This is a genomic window from Paenibacillus sp. Pae15 (genome assembly GCF_024519685.1).
GTDB classification, from domain to species: domain Bacteria; phylum Bacillota; class Bacilli; order Paenibacillales; family NBRC-103111; genus Paenibacillus_G; species Paenibacillus_G naphthalenovorans.
In genome coordinates this window covers 131,131-146,210 of sequence record NZ_JALJRM010000009.1, presented here as the reverse complement: position 1 = coordinate 146,210, position 15,080 = coordinate 131,131, and the positions used below count along the sequence as shown (strand labels likewise).

Annotated in this window: 20 protein-coding genes; all 20 read left to right on the top strand. The window is 50.9% G+C overall.

Annotated features, from left to right (window positions below; genetic code table 11):
- Positions 1-262 precede the first annotated feature (262 nt).
- The 20 genes from upp to nuoK all read left to right on the top strand — a co-directional run bounded on the left by upp (position 263) and on the right by nuoK (position 15,066).
- On the top strand, positions 263-892 hold the full coding sequence (gene upp, locus NR121_RS10180) for a uracil phosphoribosyltransferase (protein ID WP_054817707.1): 630 nt from the start codon (positions 263-265) through the stop codon (positions 890-892).
- A gap of 38 nt (positions 893-930) precedes the next feature.
- A complete protein-coding gene (wecB, locus tag NR121_RS10175; RefSeq protein WP_256831155.1) occupies positions 931-2,073 on the top strand; it encodes a non-hydrolyzing UDP-N-acetylglucosamine 2-epimerase in 1,143 nt (380 codons plus the stop codon).
- Positions 2,074-2,246: 173 nt separating this feature from the next.
- On the top strand, positions 2,247-2,483 hold the full coding sequence (locus NR121_RS10170; protein ID WP_054817706.1) for an AtpZ/AtpI family protein: 237 nt from the start codon (positions 2,247-2,249) through the stop codon (positions 2,481-2,483).
- A complete protein-coding gene (locus NR121_RS10165) occupies positions 2,476-2,847 on the top strand; it encodes an ATP synthase subunit I (protein ID WP_054817705.1) in 372 nt (123 codons plus the stop codon). The genes NR121_RS10170 and NR121_RS10165 overlap by 8 nt, the downstream gene beginning before the upstream one ends.
- A 39-nt stretch (positions 2,848-2,886) precedes the next feature.
- On the top strand, positions 2,887-3,648 hold the full coding sequence (gene atpB / locus NR121_RS10160; RefSeq protein WP_054817704.1) for a F0F1 ATP synthase subunit A: 762 nt from the start codon (positions 2,887-2,889) through the stop codon (positions 3,646-3,648).
- 97 nt (positions 3,649-3,745) lie between these two features.
- A complete protein-coding gene (gene atpE, locus NR121_RS10155) occupies positions 3,746-3,967 on the top strand; it encodes a F0F1 ATP synthase subunit C (RefSeq protein WP_054817703.1) in 222 nt (73 codons plus the stop codon).
- A gap of 113 nt (positions 3,968-4,080) precedes the next feature.
- The gene (atpF, locus tag NR121_RS10150) at positions 4,081-4,566 is read left to right on the top strand and encodes a F0F1 ATP synthase subunit B (RefSeq protein ID WP_054817702.1); all 486 of its coding nucleotides are present in this window, start codon (positions 4,081-4,083) and stop codon (positions 4,564-4,566) included.
- Positions 4,563-5,114, top strand: coding sequence for a F0F1 ATP synthase subunit delta (locus tag NR121_RS10145; RefSeq protein WP_054817701.1), 552 nt, complete (start codon positions 4,563-4,565; stop codon positions 5,112-5,114). Before atpF ends, NR121_RS10145 begins: the two co-directional genes overlap by 4 nt.
- 16 nt (positions 5,115-5,130) lie before the next feature.
- The gene (gene atpA, locus NR121_RS10140; RefSeq protein WP_062410170.1) at positions 5,131-6,645 is read left to right on the top strand and encodes a F0F1 ATP synthase subunit alpha; all 1,515 of its coding nucleotides are present in this window, start codon (positions 5,131-5,133) and stop codon (positions 6,643-6,645) included.
- Positions 6,646-6,763: 118 nt separating this feature from the next.
- A complete protein-coding gene (gene atpG, locus NR121_RS10135) occupies positions 6,764-7,621 on the top strand; it encodes an ATP synthase F1 subunit gamma (protein ID WP_054817700.1) in 858 nt (285 codons plus the stop codon).
- Positions 7,622-7,678: 57 nt separating this feature from the next.
- Complete coding sequence (gene atpD, locus NR121_RS10130; protein ID WP_062410169.1) at positions 7,679-9,085, top strand: F0F1 ATP synthase subunit beta; 1,407 nt, start codon at positions 7,679-7,681, stop codon at positions 9,083-9,085.
- Positions 9,086-9,186: 101 nt separating this feature from the next.
- A complete protein-coding gene (locus NR121_RS10125) occupies positions 9,187-9,594 on the top strand; it encodes a F0F1 ATP synthase subunit epsilon (RefSeq protein WP_054817699.1) in 408 nt (135 codons plus the stop codon).
- Between the two features lie 281 nt (positions 9,595-9,875).
- Positions 9,876-10,241: an NADH-quinone oxidoreductase subunit A gene (locus NR121_RS10120; protein WP_054817698.1), complete on the top strand. Its 366-nt coding sequence runs from the start codon at positions 9,876-9,878 to the stop codon at positions 10,239-10,241.
- The gene (locus NR121_RS10115; RefSeq protein WP_062410168.1) at positions 10,226-10,744 is read left to right on the top strand and encodes a NuoB/complex I 20 kDa subunit family protein; all 519 of its coding nucleotides are present in this window, start codon (positions 10,226-10,228) and stop codon (positions 10,742-10,744) included. The genes NR121_RS10120 and NR121_RS10115 overlap by 16 nt, the downstream gene beginning before the upstream one ends.
- The gene (locus NR121_RS10110) at positions 10,741-11,613 is read left to right on the top strand and encodes an NADH-quinone oxidoreductase subunit C (protein ID WP_256831154.1); all 873 of its coding nucleotides are present in this window, start codon (positions 10,741-10,743) and stop codon (positions 11,611-11,613) included. Before NR121_RS10115 ends, NR121_RS10110 begins: the two co-directional genes overlap by 4 nt.
- Before the next feature lie 6 nt (positions 11,614-11,619).
- Positions 11,620-12,723, top strand: coding sequence for an NADH-quinone oxidoreductase subunit D (locus tag NR121_RS10105; RefSeq protein ID WP_054817695.1), 1,104 nt, complete (start codon positions 11,620-11,622; stop codon positions 12,721-12,723).
- Entirely contained in the window at positions 12,723-13,730 is a 1,008-nt protein-coding gene (gene nuoH / locus NR121_RS10100; RefSeq protein ID WP_074728978.1) for an NADH-quinone oxidoreductase subunit NuoH, read from the top strand. The genes NR121_RS10105 and nuoH overlap by 1 nt, the downstream gene beginning before the upstream one ends.
- Positions 13,731-13,774: 44 nt before the next feature.
- Positions 13,775-14,218, top strand: coding sequence for an NADH-quinone oxidoreductase subunit NuoI (gene nuoI, locus NR121_RS10095; RefSeq protein ID WP_074728976.1), 444 nt, complete (start codon positions 13,775-13,777; stop codon positions 14,216-14,218).
- Position 14,219: 1 nt separating this feature from the next.
- On the top strand, positions 14,220-14,744 hold the full coding sequence (locus NR121_RS10090) for an NADH-quinone oxidoreductase subunit J (RefSeq protein WP_062410164.1): 525 nt from the start codon (positions 14,220-14,222) through the stop codon (positions 14,742-14,744).
- A gap of 4 nt (positions 14,745-14,748) precedes the next feature.
- Positions 14,749-15,066 (top strand): NADH-quinone oxidoreductase subunit NuoK, encoded by a 318-nt coding sequence (nuoK, locus tag NR121_RS10085; RefSeq protein WP_054817693.1) that lies wholly within the window; start codon positions 14,749-14,751, stop codon positions 15,064-15,066.
- Positions 15,067-15,080 lie beyond the last annotated feature (14 nt).

Below are 15,080 nucleotides of genomic sequence, written 5' to 3'. Positions count from 1 at the left end.
ACTATCATTTTTTTGGCGTCCATGGAATTTTCCAGACGCTTTCTTTTATGATCTCGGCAGGCGAGTTCGTTTTTGGCAGGCTTGGCGTGTCCAAATAGCAATAGACCGCTCCTCAGCCAGGGAACGCGGTCTGTAGAATGCGTAACGTTGATTTGGATTCATTTGCGTTGGTTGGCGTTTTTTTCCCGATTGGGATAAGTATCGGTAGTTGTGGTATAATAGACAAGATTTTGGGCTTTATAGCGTTATAGGAGGACCTTGCATGGGTAAAGTGTTTGTTTGCGACCATCCGTTGATTCAGCATAAGCTGACCTACATTCGGGATGAGAATACCACCACGAAAGATTTCCGCGAGTTGGTGGATGAAGTGGCCACATTGATGGCTTACGAAATAACAAGAGACATTCCGCTCGAAAAGGTGCAGGTGCGCACACCTGTTACGACCGCCGAGTGCAGAGTGATCTCCGGCCGTATGCTGGGTCTTATTCCGATTCTGCGCGCCGGCCTCGGTATGGTAGACGGGATTCTGAAGCTGGTCCCTGCCGCCAAAGTGGGGCATATCGGGTTGTACCGGGACCCGGATACGCTGGAGCCGGTGGAATACTATGCCAAGCTTCCGACGGATGTGCAGGAACGGGAGCTGATCGTAATTGATCCGATGCTCGCCACAGGCGGTTCGGCTAATGCGGCGATCGAAGCGCTGAAGAAAAGGGGCTGCACGCAGATTAAGCTGATGTGCCTGATTGCTGCGCCGGAAGGTGTGCAGGCTGTACAAAAGGCGCATCCTGACGTTGATCTTTATGTAGCGGCTATCGACGACCATTTGAACGACCACGGATACATAGTGCCGGGGCTCGGCGATGCGGGCGATCGGCTGTTCGGAACAAAGTAAGCTGCTGAATTCGGAAGAGGGAAGGGAAGCCGAGAGCGATGAAAAAAACGAAAGTAATCACCATCTTCGGCACCAGACCGGAAGCCATCAAAATGGCTCCGTTGGTGAAGGAGCTGGAAAAGTATCCCGAGCAAATCGAGTCGCTTGTTTGCGTTACGGCACAGCATCGCCAAATGCTCGATCAGGTACTGGATATATTCTCCATCAAGCCGGACTACGATTTGGACGTCATGAAAGAACGTCAGACCTTGAATGAAATATCGATCCGTGTACTTCAAGGACTGGATCCGGTATTCAAAGAAGAAAAACCGGATCTGATTCTTGTTCACGGGGACACGTTAACGACATTTCTGGCGAGCTACGCCGCGTTTATGCAGCAAATCCAAGTGGGTCATGTGGAAGCGGGTCTTCGGACGTGGAACAAGCTGTCTCCTTATCCTGAGGAAATGAACCGCCAGTTGACCGGAGTTCTGTCCGATCTCCACTTTGCTCCGACGAACTGGTCTGCAGGAAACCTGCGCAAAGAAAACAAGCGGGAAGATTCCATCTTCGTTACGGGGAATACCGTGACCGACGTGTTTCAATACACGGTTCGCCCGTCGTTCTCCCACCCGGTGCTTGAATGGGCACAAGGCAAACGCCTGGTATTGATGACCGCACATCGCCGGGAGTCGCAGGGGGAGCCGCACCGCCAAATTTTCCGTGCGGTACGCCGTCTGGCCGATGAATTCGAAGATATCGCGATCGTATATCCGGTGCATCCGAGCCCGGCTGTAAAGGAACCGGCTTATGAACTGCTTAGCGGCCATGACCGGATCAAACTTATCGAACCGCTCGATGTGTTTGAGTTCCACAATTTTTATCCCCATGCGCATCTCATTCTGACCGACTCCGGAGGGCTTCAGGAAGAAGCGCCGTCATTCGGCGTACCGGTGCTGGTGCTGAGGGAGACGACCGAGCGGCCGGAAGGAATCGACGCGGGAACGTTGGAGCTGGTCGGCACCGACGAACAGAGGGTATATGAGCGGGCTAAAGCACTGCTGAGCGACACGGCTATGTACGAAAGAATGAGCCGGTCGGCCAATCCTTACGGCGACGGCAAGGCGTCCGAACGGATCGTGCAAGCTATCCTTTTCCATTTCAACCATAGGTCGGATAGACCCGAGCCGTTCCAACCGTGACAATCTGATGACAAACGTTACACCATACATCTCTACTGTTTGGTTTGGAATGCAAAAAAAGGTTGATATATCAAGGTTTTTTGCGTTTTTATCACAGAAGGGTTACCAGACTTCGTAATTGACAAATGTGACTTTACTCCGCTAAAATAAACTAGGATTGATAAGGAAGGCTTATGAAACGACAAAATTCCAATGATAATCCGTGGCGAGCCGTTGCTCTATTGGGCAGCATTGGCATTGATTTGGGCGTTTGCATGTTGGCCGGTTATTGGCTGGGCAATTGGATGAGCGAACGTCAGGGCGGGGAACCGTTCTGGATTGTGGGTGGAATGTTGGCGGGTTTCTTTGCGGGAGCCGCCGGCGCTTTTCTGATCATCCGAAGCTACATGCGGGGGGACGGCAATGAATGAACTTTCGACCCGCCTGAAAACGGTTCAGCGTATTATCATATTTTTTTTGTCTTTCTGTTTCATGGCTTGGGCGCTGTTGCCTGGATATCGCCCGCACTTTGCCGGATTGATTCTGGGAACAATCGTCAGTCTTGTCAATGCCCATTATCTGGCGTGGAAAATCAGGCAGCTCACGGATTCGGTGCTTGAAGGAAGAAGGCGCAGAGGCGGTATCGGCTTCGGCACAAGAGCCGCGATTTCCTTGCTTGCCGTGTGGGGGGCTTACGAAGTACCGGAACATATTGCTGTATGGACTACCATCATAGGATTAATTTTCGTACAGTTGGCAACACTCCTATTGGGTATTATTTCAATTAAAAAATAATTATTCCATCATGCCTTGGAAAGGGGTGAAACTAGTAGAATGCATGAGTTACCGATAGTGAATTGGTTAGGAATCGATTGGGACCTTTCCACCATCATTACCATAGCAGTTACATGTTTGATCGTACTGCTCATTGCGATTGCCGGAACCCGCAATCTTTCCGTACACAATCCCGGCAAAATGCAAAATTTCTTGGAGTGGTTAGTCGAGTTTGTTCACAATATCATTGCAGGCACTATGGACATGAAGAAGGGTAAAGCTTTCATTATGCTTGGGATTACACTGATCATGTTCATCTTTGTCGGCAATATGCTTGGCCTGCCGCTTGTCATCGTGACCGAAGTAACGCAGCCGATTCCATGGCTCGGCATAACGCAAGCGGAGATCGATGCGGCGCATCAAGCCGGCAAACACATCGGGATCGGTTGGTGGAAATCACCGACAGCTGACTTGTCTGTTACGATGGGACTGGCCCTCATGGTCATTGTCATGACTCATTATCTGGGACTTACACGTAACACCAAGCACTACTTGCACCACTATGTCGAACCGTTCGCGGTGATGTTTCCGTTGAATATCGTCAAGGAGATCTCCAAACTCTTGACGCTCGGCATGCGTCTATTTGGTAACATCTACGCCGGTGAAGTCTTAATCGCCGTTATTCTCATGGCTGGTATCGGAGGGATACTCCCGCTGATCATCTGGCAGGGCTTCAGTGTGTTCGTAGGCGCCATTCAGGCGTTCGTCTTTACGACGCTGACCATGGTTTACTTGTCTCAAGCCATTGAACACAAAGAGTAATATGCGGACGGGTATTTATGCTGGCATTCAGATCCTTATCCGCTTTATTAAACATAACAAAACCAAAATTGAACAATTTTAAGGAGGATATTTTACAATGGAATTTCTTGCAGCTGCTATTGCAATCGGTTTGGGTGCGCTTGGCGCAGGTATCGGTAACGGTTTGATCGTCAGCAAAACAGTTGACGGTATCGCTCGTCAACCAGAGCTTAAAGGTACGCTTCAAACGGTCATGTTTATCGGTGTAGGTCTTGTCGAGGCGATTCCGATCATCGCGGTCGTATTTGCATTGCTCTTCACGTTCGTATTCGCAGGTTAAGATGCTTGAACCTTGGGCGGGGAAGCCTATAGCCTCCACGCCTTCCTTTTGTCCGAATGTACTCATTCGGATTATGATTCAGCCATTACCCCTCTGAAGGGAGTGACGTATAGATGCATTTCACATTCAGTTCTTTTATCATCGCCATCATTTCGTTCGGGATCCTGATGCTGCTGATCAGCAAATATGCTTTCGGACCGTTAATGGGCGTGATGGAACAACGTAGAAAGCTCGTTCTTGATCAATTGCAAAGCGCAGAGCAGGATCGCAAACAAGCCGATGCGCTCCTCGCCGAACAGAAGGCCGCTCTTGAGCAAGTTCGCAGCGAAGCGAAAGCCATTATCGAGCAGGCCCGTGTAACCAGCGGGAAACAGGCTGAAGATATCATCCGCCAAGCGAAAGAAGAGGCGGCAAGAATTAAAGAAGAAGCGCTTCGCGATATCGAAACCGAGAAAAATCTGGCCGTTGCGGCTCTCCGCAGCCAAGTCAGCGCGATGTCCGTAATGATCGCTTCCAAAATCATCGAGAAGCAAATCGATGAGAAGTCTCAGGAACAGCTGGTTGAGCACTACCTGAAAGAAGTAGGGGGCAACCAATGAGCCAGGACATGATCGCAGCCAAAAGATATGCAAAAGCCTTGTTTGAAGTCGCACGGGAAAAAGGTCAAGTAGCTCAAATAGAGCAAGAGCTTGTATCGGTCGCTTCGGTATTGAAAGAAAATGCGGATTTATCGAAGCTGATTAAACACCCGGGCATCGAGGCTGCTGTAAAAATTGGGCTGATCAAGCAAATCTTCGAATCCTCCGTATCCGAGGCTGTATTGAATACGCTGCAGCTGCTGATTGAGAGAAGACGCGAAGAGGCGCTGGAAGCCTTTGTAAAAGCTTATGTAAAGATCGCAAACGATGCGCTCGGACAAGCGAACGCTACGGTATATACGCCAGTGAAGCTGTCCGAAGCAGAGTTAAACGATATTGCCGCCACGTTCGGCAAATTGACCGGTAAACAAATCCGCGTGGAATCGGTTATAGATAAAAGCTTGCTCGGCGGTATTCAAGTCCGCATCGGCGACCGTTTGTACGACGGCAGCCTGTCCGGCAAGCTGAAGCGTCTGGAAAGAACATTGAATCAATCTCAAGCACTGTAGATAGGGGTGAGGTTCGTTGAGTATCAAACCTGAAGAAATCAGCACATTAATCAAACAACAGATTGAGAAATATAATTCGGAAATTCAAGTCGTTGACGTAGGTACGGTCATTCAGGTCGGTGACGGTATTGCCCGTGTGCACGGCTTGGAAAACGTTATGGCAGGCGAGCTGCTCGAGTTTCCCAACGGGGTTTTGGGCTATGCGTTCAACCTTGAGGAAAGCAACGTAGGTATCGTTATTTTGGGACCTTACACCGACATCCGCGAGGGCGATCAGGTGAAACGCACCGGCCGGATCATGGAGGTTCCGGTTGGCGAAGAGCTTCTCGGCCGCGTCGTTAATGCGCTCGGTCAACCGGTTGACGGCAAAGGTCCGATCAACACAACGCACTTCCGTCCGGTTGAATCTCCGGCACCTGGCGTCATGGACCGTAAATCGGTTCATGAGCCGATGCAAACCGGGATTAAAGCCATTGACGCAATGATCCCGATCGGCCGCGGACAGCGTGAGCTCATTATCGGTGACCGTCAAACCGGTAAAACATCCATTGCGATCGATACCATCATTAACCAAAAGGGCAACGGTGTGAAATGTATCTATGTTGCCATCGGTCAAAAGCAATCCACCGTCGTTAATGTGGTGGAAACGCTCCGCCGTAACGGCGCTCTGGATTACACGATCGTTGTCACGGCTTCGGCTTCCGAGCCGGCCCCTATGCTTTGGTTGGCTCCTTACGCCGGCTGCGCAATGGGCGAGTACTTTATGTACAAAGGCGAGCACGTGCTCATTATCTATGATGACTTGTCCAAGCAAGCTGCCGCATACCGTGAGCTGTCCCTGCTGCTTCGCCGTCCACCGGGCCGTGAAGCTTATCCGGGTGACGTTTTCTATCTGCACTCCCGCTTGCTCGAACGCGCTGCGAAGCTTAGCGACGAGCTGGGCGGCGGGTCGTTAACGGCTCTTCCGTTCATTGAGACCCAAGCAGGTGACGTATCGGCTTATATTCCAACAAACGTTATTTCGATCACAGACGGACAGATCTTCCTTGAGTCCGACCTATTCTACTCCGGCCAGCGTCCGGCGGTTAACGTCGGTATTTCCGTATCCCGTGTAGGGGGCTCCGCGCAAATCAAAGCGATGAAGAAGGTTGCCGGTACCCTCCGTCTGGATCTTGCGCAATACCGTGAATTGGCTGCTTTTGCACAGTTCGGTTCCGACCTTGACCGTGCTACGCAGACTCGTTTGAATCGCGGTATTCGTACCCTCGAGCTGCTGAAGCAAGGGGTAAACCAGCCGATGCCGGTTGAGAAGCAAGTCGTTGCCATCTATGTGGTAACGAAAGGCCATATCGATGAGCTGCCGGTACAGGATGTACGCCGCTTCGAAGCTGAGTTCCTGGCGTACCTGGACTCCAACCGTCCGGAAATTCTTCAAAATATCCGCGATACGAAAGATTTGACATCGGATAATGAGAAGGCTCTGACGGAAGCCATTGGGCAATTCAAAAAAGGATTCGCTCCTTCCGCATAAATGAACGGTAACTGAGCTTCTCGCAAGAGAAGCTCGGTATTCCTTTTTAAGCAACGATAATGGGCTTATCCAAAGATGGCGCTCCTTCCGGAGGGCTTCGAGAGAGAGGTGAGCAGGCATGGCAAAAGGTATGCGCGAAATTAAGCGCTCTATCAAGTCAAAACAAAGTACGAAGCAAATCACGAGGGCGATGGAGATGGTCGCGGCGGCAAAGCTGAGACGTGCTCAGGAGGCTGCCGAGTCAGCACGTCCGTACGCTGATAAGATGAAGGAAGTGATCGCGAGTATTGCCGCAGGTACGAAGGGTGTGACGCATCCGATGCTGCAAACCCGCGAGATCAAGAGGACCGGTTATCTTGTCATCACCTCCGACCGCGGTCTGGCCGGCGGTTACAATGCCAACGTGCTTCGTAAAGTGATGGCTGTCATTAAAGAAAAGCATAAATCTACAAGCGAGTATGCCATTTTCGTCATTGGACGAAAAGGCCGGGATTTCTTCCAGAGACGCAACATCCCAATTGTCGAGGAAGTGACGGGGCTGCCGGATTCACCCCAATTCTCGGACATTAAGTCGGTTGCGGCTTCCGCTGTGGCGAATTTTGAGAATGGCGCCTACGATGAATTGTACCTGGTATACAATGAATTTAAGAATGCCATTACCCAAATCCCGCAGGTGAAGCGTCTGTTGCCGCTTGAGGAAGTCAACAGCGATTCGGTGGCGAACTACGAATATGAGCCGTCTGCCGAGGGTGTGTTGGAAGTACTCCTGCCGAAATATGCGGAAACGCTCATTTACAGCGCGGTTCTTGACGGTAAAGCGAGCGAGTTCGGAGCCCGGATGACGGCGATGAACAACGCTACGAAGAATGCGACGAAGATGATCGCTACGCTGACCCTTCAGTACAACCGTGCCCGTCAGGCTTCGATTACCCAGGAAATATCGGAGATCGTCGCCGGAGCGAACGCACAAAGTTAAGGAATGGACGGCGAAGGCAATTTCGTTTAAGATACGGAAACACATAGGAGGGAAAACATGAACAAGGGGCGCGTTGTGAATATAACAGGGCCGGTCGTTGACATTGAGTTCGAACGTGGACACCTCCCTGAGATTTTGAATGCGATCAAGATTGAAAGAAAAGCGCAAAATGACAGCGAACGCGATATCAGCCTGACGGTTGAAGCGGCTGTTCATCTTGGCGACAACATGGTACGTTGTATTGCGATGTCTACCACTGACGGTTTGGTTCGCGGTATGGAAGCCGTCGATACCGGCGCAGCGATTTCCGTTCCGGTAGGCGCAGCCACACTCGGCCGCGTGTTTAACGTTCTTGGGGAGCCGATTGACAACAATCCGAACGTGGACCGCACGCTGACTAGCCCGATTCATAAAGCCGCACCGGCTTTTGAGAACTTGTCTACACAAGCTGAAATTCTCGAAACAGGTATTAAAGTTATCGACTTGATGGCGCCATACGCCAAAGGCGGTAAGATTGGTCTGTTCGGAGGCGCGGGCGTAGGTAAAACCGTTACCATGCAGGAGCTTATCCATAACATCGCGCAAGAACACGGCGGTATTTCCGTATTCGCTGGTGTAGGCGAGAGAACGCGTGAAGGTAACGATTTGTACCATGAGATGAAAGATTCGGGCGTTATTTCGAAAACGGCAATGGTGTTCGGCCAGATGAATGAGCCGCCGGGCGCGCGTCTTCGTGTCGCTTTGACGGGTCTGACGATGGCGGAATATTTCCGTGACGAAGAGGGCCGCGACGTTCTGTTATTTATCGACAATATCTTCCGCTTTACCCAAGCGGGTTCCGAGGTATCCGCGCTTCTCGGCCGTATGCCTTCTGCGGTTGGTTATCAGCCGACGCTGGCTACGGAGATGGGTCAGCTGCAAGAGCGGATTACTTCGACAAAGAAAGGTTCCGTTACGTCCATTCAGGCGATCTATGTTCCTGCGGATGACTATACGGACCCTGCTCCGGCAACGGCGTTCGCGCACTTGGATGCAACGACGAACTTGGAGCGCAGCATCGCCTCCAAAGGTATTTTCCCGGCTGTTGACCCATTGGCTTCGTCTTCCCGGATTCTGACGCCGGAAATTCTCGGTGAAGAGCACTACCAGGTGGCTCAAGGCGTGAAGAAAATTCTTCAGCGCTACAAAGAGCTTCTCGATATTATCGCCATCTTGGGCATGGATGAGTTGTCCGATGAGGATAAGCTGGTCGTGCACCGTGCACGCCGTATTGAGTTGTTCCTGTCCCAACCGCTGCACGTTGCCGAACCGTTCAACGGTATTCCTGGCGTTTACGTACCGGTTAAAGAAACCGTACGCAGCTTCAAGGAAATTCTTGAAGGCAAACATGACGATCTTCCGGAACCGGCGTTCCACAACGTGGGAACGATCGAAGACGCTATCGAAAAAGCGAAGACGCTGTAAAAACGCAGCATAAGCTTACGAAGCCGTTTGTCCTTGGACAAACTTAGTCAATGCTTACGATGCGGTTTGCTCAAGAGCAAACTCTTAGGAGGGGAATCCAAGTGAGCACATTCCTGTTGGAAATTGTAACCCCGGAGCGTAAAGTGTATGCCGAAGAGGCGAACATGATCGTTGTGAAGGGTGTTGAAGGGGAGCTTGGAATTCTGCCTAATCACATTCCGCTGGTCACTCCTTTAAAAGTTGCGCCGGTTACCGTGAAAAAGCAAGGCGCTAAGGACGAATACATCGCGGTAAACGGCGGTTTTATGGAAGTGCGAAAGGATAAAGTGGTTATTCTGGCGGAAAGCGCCGAGCTGCCGGATCAAATCAATCTCGAGCGGGCGCAGGCGGCCAAAGAACGCGCGCAGCAGCGTTTGTCCGCAGCCAAGCAGGACCAAATTGATTTCAAGCGTGCCGAGCTTGCTTTACAGCGGGCGATGAATAGAATCGAGGTATACGGTAAAAAATAATAGTAATGATTGACAAAAGCGAGGGAATATGCTTCCTTCGCTTTTTTACATTAGAATTGTCTGAAAATGTTAGACACCCCAAAAGGCATTTGTTATAATTGGGAAGGCATATATTAACAGTAGTTATACAAGCGATAAGAAAACTTGAACAATGGGGCTGCGTAAGGTACCCTTATGTTAGGTTGTGTTTTCAAATCGTTTGTAGGACTAAAGTAGTAGACGGTTCGCAGCAAGTTGCGTGCCGGATACGAAAAGATATACAGGGAGGCGGTTCGTTCACGATGTATATGAACAACTATGTGGTCGTAACGTTTTTTCTCTTGTTGGGCGTGTTACTCCCTATCGCTGCGCTTGGTATCGGGCGTTTGCTCCGGCCAAATAAGCCTGTCGAAGCGAAGTATACGACTTATGAAAGCGGTAACGTACCTATAGGCGAGGGGCAAATTCGCTTCAATATCCGGTACTACCTATTTGCGTTGATGTTTGTTATTTTTGATGTTGAAACCGTGTTCTTGTACCCATGGGCCGTTGCCTACAAGCAATTGGGCTTGTTTGCGCTTGTGGAAATGTGTATTTTTGTTGGATTGTTGATCATTGGCTTGCTTTACGCCTGGAAGAAGAAGGTGCTGCAATGGACTTCAATTTAGCAAATATTACACCGGAGGAACGGCAGGAACTCGAACGTAATGTATTCATGACGACATTGGAGCAGATTAAAGCTTGGGCACGAAGCAATTCTTTGTGGCCGCTGACATTTGGACTTGCTTGCTGTGCTATAGAGATGATGGGAACAGGTGCATCGCACTATGACTTGGACCGTTTCGGGGTGATTTTCCGAACTTCTCCAAGGCAGTCTGATGTGATGATCGTTGCCGGGACGGTAACGAAGAAAATGGCTCCGCTGCTGCGGCGCTTGTATGACCAAATGCCGGAACCCAAATGGGTGATCGCCATGGGCTCCTGTGCTACGGCGGGCGGCCCTTATGTAAAATCGTATGCGGTAGTGAAGGGCGTCGATCAGATCGTGCCGGTGGATGTATATATCCCTGGCTGTCCGCCGAATCCGGCCGCTTTGATATACGGAATTAACAAGCTGCAGGAAAAAATCCGCTACGAAGCCAAAACGGGTAAGCAGGTGACCAATCGATGAGCGAGGAGCAAAAGCGAGATCAATCGGGCAGCCCTGAAGCTGACATGCAAAAGCCTAAGGCAGAAGGTGAAGCGTCCGCACCGATGAGCGGCGAGCCTGCCGCTGTTGACGGCGCCGAAGTCACAAAAACGGGGGGCGCCGGAGAACCCCCAGGCGGTTATGCCTCCGCCGATGCGCCGAAGCCGAAGGAACCGAAAGCATCCGCCGCTGCATCTGAGCCTGTGGAGCCTCAGACCGCTAAGGGGGAGCCGGGAGACGCTCCGGCGGCGGAGAAAGCTGCTCCCAGCGATGCTGAGAAAGAGGCAAAGGCCGCCGCTGAGGCAAGAGCAGCCCGGGCTAATGCGCGTGCCGCGAAGAAGGAAGAGGCGGGGACCGAAGCACCGAAGGAGCCGTCGCCGAATCAGCCGCAGTTGGACCGGATCGTCGCCATCCTGAAAGGGTTCGGGGAAGATCTGGTGCAGGAAGCGTATATTAATGAAAAGGGCGGACACATCCCTTATCTTATCATCAAAGGTGACGAATGGCCGGCCGTTGCAGAGCAGTTGAAAACTCATCCGGAGCTCAAGCTGAATTATTTGCGCAATGTGTCCGGTATCGATATGGAAACGCACCTGGAAGTGGCGTACCATCTGATCTCTCTTGAGACCAAACGGGAATATTGCGTCAAAATCAAGACCGACCGGGAGGCTCCGTCCATTCCTTCGGTCACATCGGTATGGCCTACGGCGAACTGGAATGAAAGAGAAATATACGACTTATTCGGCATCGATTTTCCGGGACATCCCGACCTGCGCAGAATTATGATGGCTGACGATTGGGTAGGCCATCCGCTTCGCAAAGATTATGAACCGCTCGACCCGGAGGTGTGATGAAGCTTGGCCATTAGAACGGAAGAGCTGCTATTGAATGTAGGACCGCAGCACCCGAGTACACATGGAGTATTTCGGATTATCGTCAAGTTGGACGGAGAAATCATTACGGAGGCCATACCGGTCATGGGATACCTTCACCGGGGTACGGAGAAGCTGGCTGAGAACCTGACGTATACTCAGATCATTCCGTACACGGATCGAATGGACTATGTATCGGCGATGACGAACAATTATGTGCTTGTCCATGCCGTAGAGCAGCTGATGCAGCTGGAAATTCCGGAACGCGCCGAATTTTTGCGTTTGATCGTCATGGAGCTTCAAAGGATTGCCAGCCATATGGTGTGGTGGGGCACGTATTTACTTGATATTGGAGCCATGAGTCCGTTTTTGTATGCGTTTCGCGACCGTGAAATCATTATCAATCTGTTCAACGAGTTGTGCGGAGCGCGCCTGACCTACAATTACATGCGGGTCGGCGGTGTGAAGTGGGACGCACCCGAGGGCTGGATCGAGAAGGTTCGCGATTTTGTTCCCTATATGAGAGGAAAGCTTGATGAATATCATGAGCTGGTCAGCGGTAATGAAATCTTTCTGGCCAGGATCAAAGGTATCGGAAAGTATGATGCCGAAACAGCTATCGCTTACGGTTTGAGCGGAGCAAACCTGCGTTGTACAGGGGTTGACTGGGATCTGAGGAAGGCTCAGCCTTACAGCTTGTACAACCGTTTTGAATTTGACGTTCCGGTGAGCCATAACGGGGATTGCTACGACCGGTACTTGCTGCGGTTGGAAGAAGTTCGTCAATCTTTGCGTATTCTGGAGCAGGCCGTAGAACAGTTTCCGGCCGAAGGAGAAATTATGGGTAAGGTGCCGCGGGTCATACGTCCTCCAGAAGGTGAGATTTATGCCGCTATCGAATCGCCGCGCGGCGAAATCGGGTGCCATATTATATCCAAAGGCAAAGATAAGCCTTACCGGTTGAAATTCCGCAGGCCATCGTTTGTCAATCTGCAAATTTTGCCTAAGCTGTTGGTTGGCGAAACCATGACGAACTTGATTACGATTCTTGGAGGCATCGATATCGTTGTCGGGGAGGTGGACTGCTGATGCCCGAATTATTACAGCAGCAGTTGACTTGGACGAATGCAGCGATCATGTTCGCTTGGGCCGTCGTCATCCTAATGGTCGTCCTGGGGTTTGTCACTTATGCGATATATTTTGAACGGAAGGTTATCGGCTGGATGCAGCTGCGGATCGGCCCGAACCGCACAGGCCCTCTTGGCTTGCTGCAGAGTGTAGCCGACGTGCTGAAGCTGCTCCTGAAAGAGGATACCATTCCTAAAAAAGCCGAGCGCGAACTCTTTATTCTCGCTCCGGTCATCACGTTTATTCCTGCGTTTATGGTTGTTGCGGTTATACCGTTTACCGAACGATGGATCAGTACGGATATAAATGTAGGCGTGCTTTTTTATGTCGCTTTATCGGGAATTTCCACCATCGGCATCGTGCTGGGAGGCTGGGCATCGAACAATAAATATGCGCTGCTTGGAGGCATGCGCTCTGCGGCGCAAATGATCAGCTACGAAATTCCGCTGGTCATCTCTATTGTAGGCGTCGTCATGATGACCGGCAGCATGAATCTGAACCGGATCGTCGAGGGCCAAGCAGGCGGGTTCTGGCAGTGGAACTTCCTGCCCCAAATCATAGGGTTTGCCGTATTTGTCGTCGCGGCGATCTCCGAGCTCAACCGGACGCCTTTCGACTTGCCTGAGGCGGAATCCGAGCTGGTTGCAGGGTATCACGTGGAATACAGCGGCTTTCGGTTTGCGTTCTTCATGCTTGCCGAATATGTATATGTATTTGCCATTGCCGGGCTGACGACAGCGCTTTTTCTGGGAGGATGGCAAGCTCCGCTCCCGTTTTTGGATTTTATCCCGGGTATCGTTTGGTTCCTGCTTAAGTTTTCGTTTATCGTTTTCGTGCTGTTTTGGCTCCGGGCTACGCTGCCGCGGGTTCGTGTAGATCAATTGATGGGCCTTGGCTGGAAGGTGCTGCTGCCGCTCGCGTTAGTGAACATTTTTGTAACGGCCATTTATATGGCCGTCGCCATGTAATTGCTGCCTGCTGCCGGATGCTGAATACGAAAGGGTGAATCGAGATGAAGGGCATCATAAAAGGGCTCGGCGTGACGTTAAAAGGTTTGACCTCCAAAAAAGTAACTTATGCTTACCCCGACGTTCCGCTGGAAATGCCGGACCGGTTTAGAGGAATCCAGCATTTTGACCCTGAGAAGTGTATCGTATGCAATCAATGCGCACGCATTTGTCCCACCGAATGTATTAATTTGGTAGGCAAGCCGAACCCGGACCCTGAGAAAAAGGGAAAGGTCATTGATACGTACGACATCAATTTTGAAATTTGTATCTTGTGCGATTTGTGTACCGAGGTATGCCCGACAGAAGCGATCGTGATGACGAACAACTTCGAGCTGAGTACCTACAGCCGGGACGATTTGTTCAAAAATTTGGAGTGGCTGAACGAAAATAACACTAACGTGCGTAAAGAGAACAATTCGGCGCTTCCGAAAGGCGGGGCGAAGTAAAATGTTCGGAAACATAGCGAATTTTTTATCCAGCGGAGAGAACATTGCGTTCTTTATATGCGCACTGTTTGCCATCGGCGGCGCCATCTTCATGCTCAGCTTCACTAAAGTGGTGCATATGGTGTTGTCGATGGCGCTGACCTTCCTCAGCCTCGCGGGACTTTATTTCGTACTCGAAGCGGAGTTTGTCGGTGTGGTGCAAATCTTGATTTATGCCGGTGCCATTTCGATACTGATGATCTTTGGCATCATGATGACCAAGCATAGGGAAGACGAGGAAGAACCGAAGCGGCCGTGGCACAATGGGCTGCTTCTGGTGGGTGCGGCCGGGCTGTTCGGCATCATATTTTATGCGATACAGCAGTCGCAGATTCCCATCGGCGAGTTTTCTTCCGTACAAGACAATACGATGGAGATCGGGAAGCTATTGTTTACATCGCATGTGATCCCGTTCGAGCTGATGTCGGTGCTGCTCACCGTCGCTTTCATCGGCGCCATCATTATTGCTAAGAGAGAGGAGGATTGATGGCATGGGAGCAAGCGGTTTGGCAACGCCTTATTTGACGTTAGCGGCGATTTTGTTCTGTATCGGGCTATATGGCGCGCTGTCGAAAAAGAATGCGGTCATTGTGCTGCTTTCCGTGGAACTGATGCTTAATGCGGTCAATTTGAATCTTGTTGCTTTTTCAAAGCTCGGTGTGAAGCCCGGCTTGACGGGGCAAATATTCTCTCTGTTCAACATCACGGTTGCTGCAGCGGAAGTGGCTGTCGGTATTGCGATTCTTATTGCGTGGTATCGTAACAAAGGGACAACGGATGTCGGCGAGATGGATTCGATGAAGCGATAAGATGGCTTGTGCCG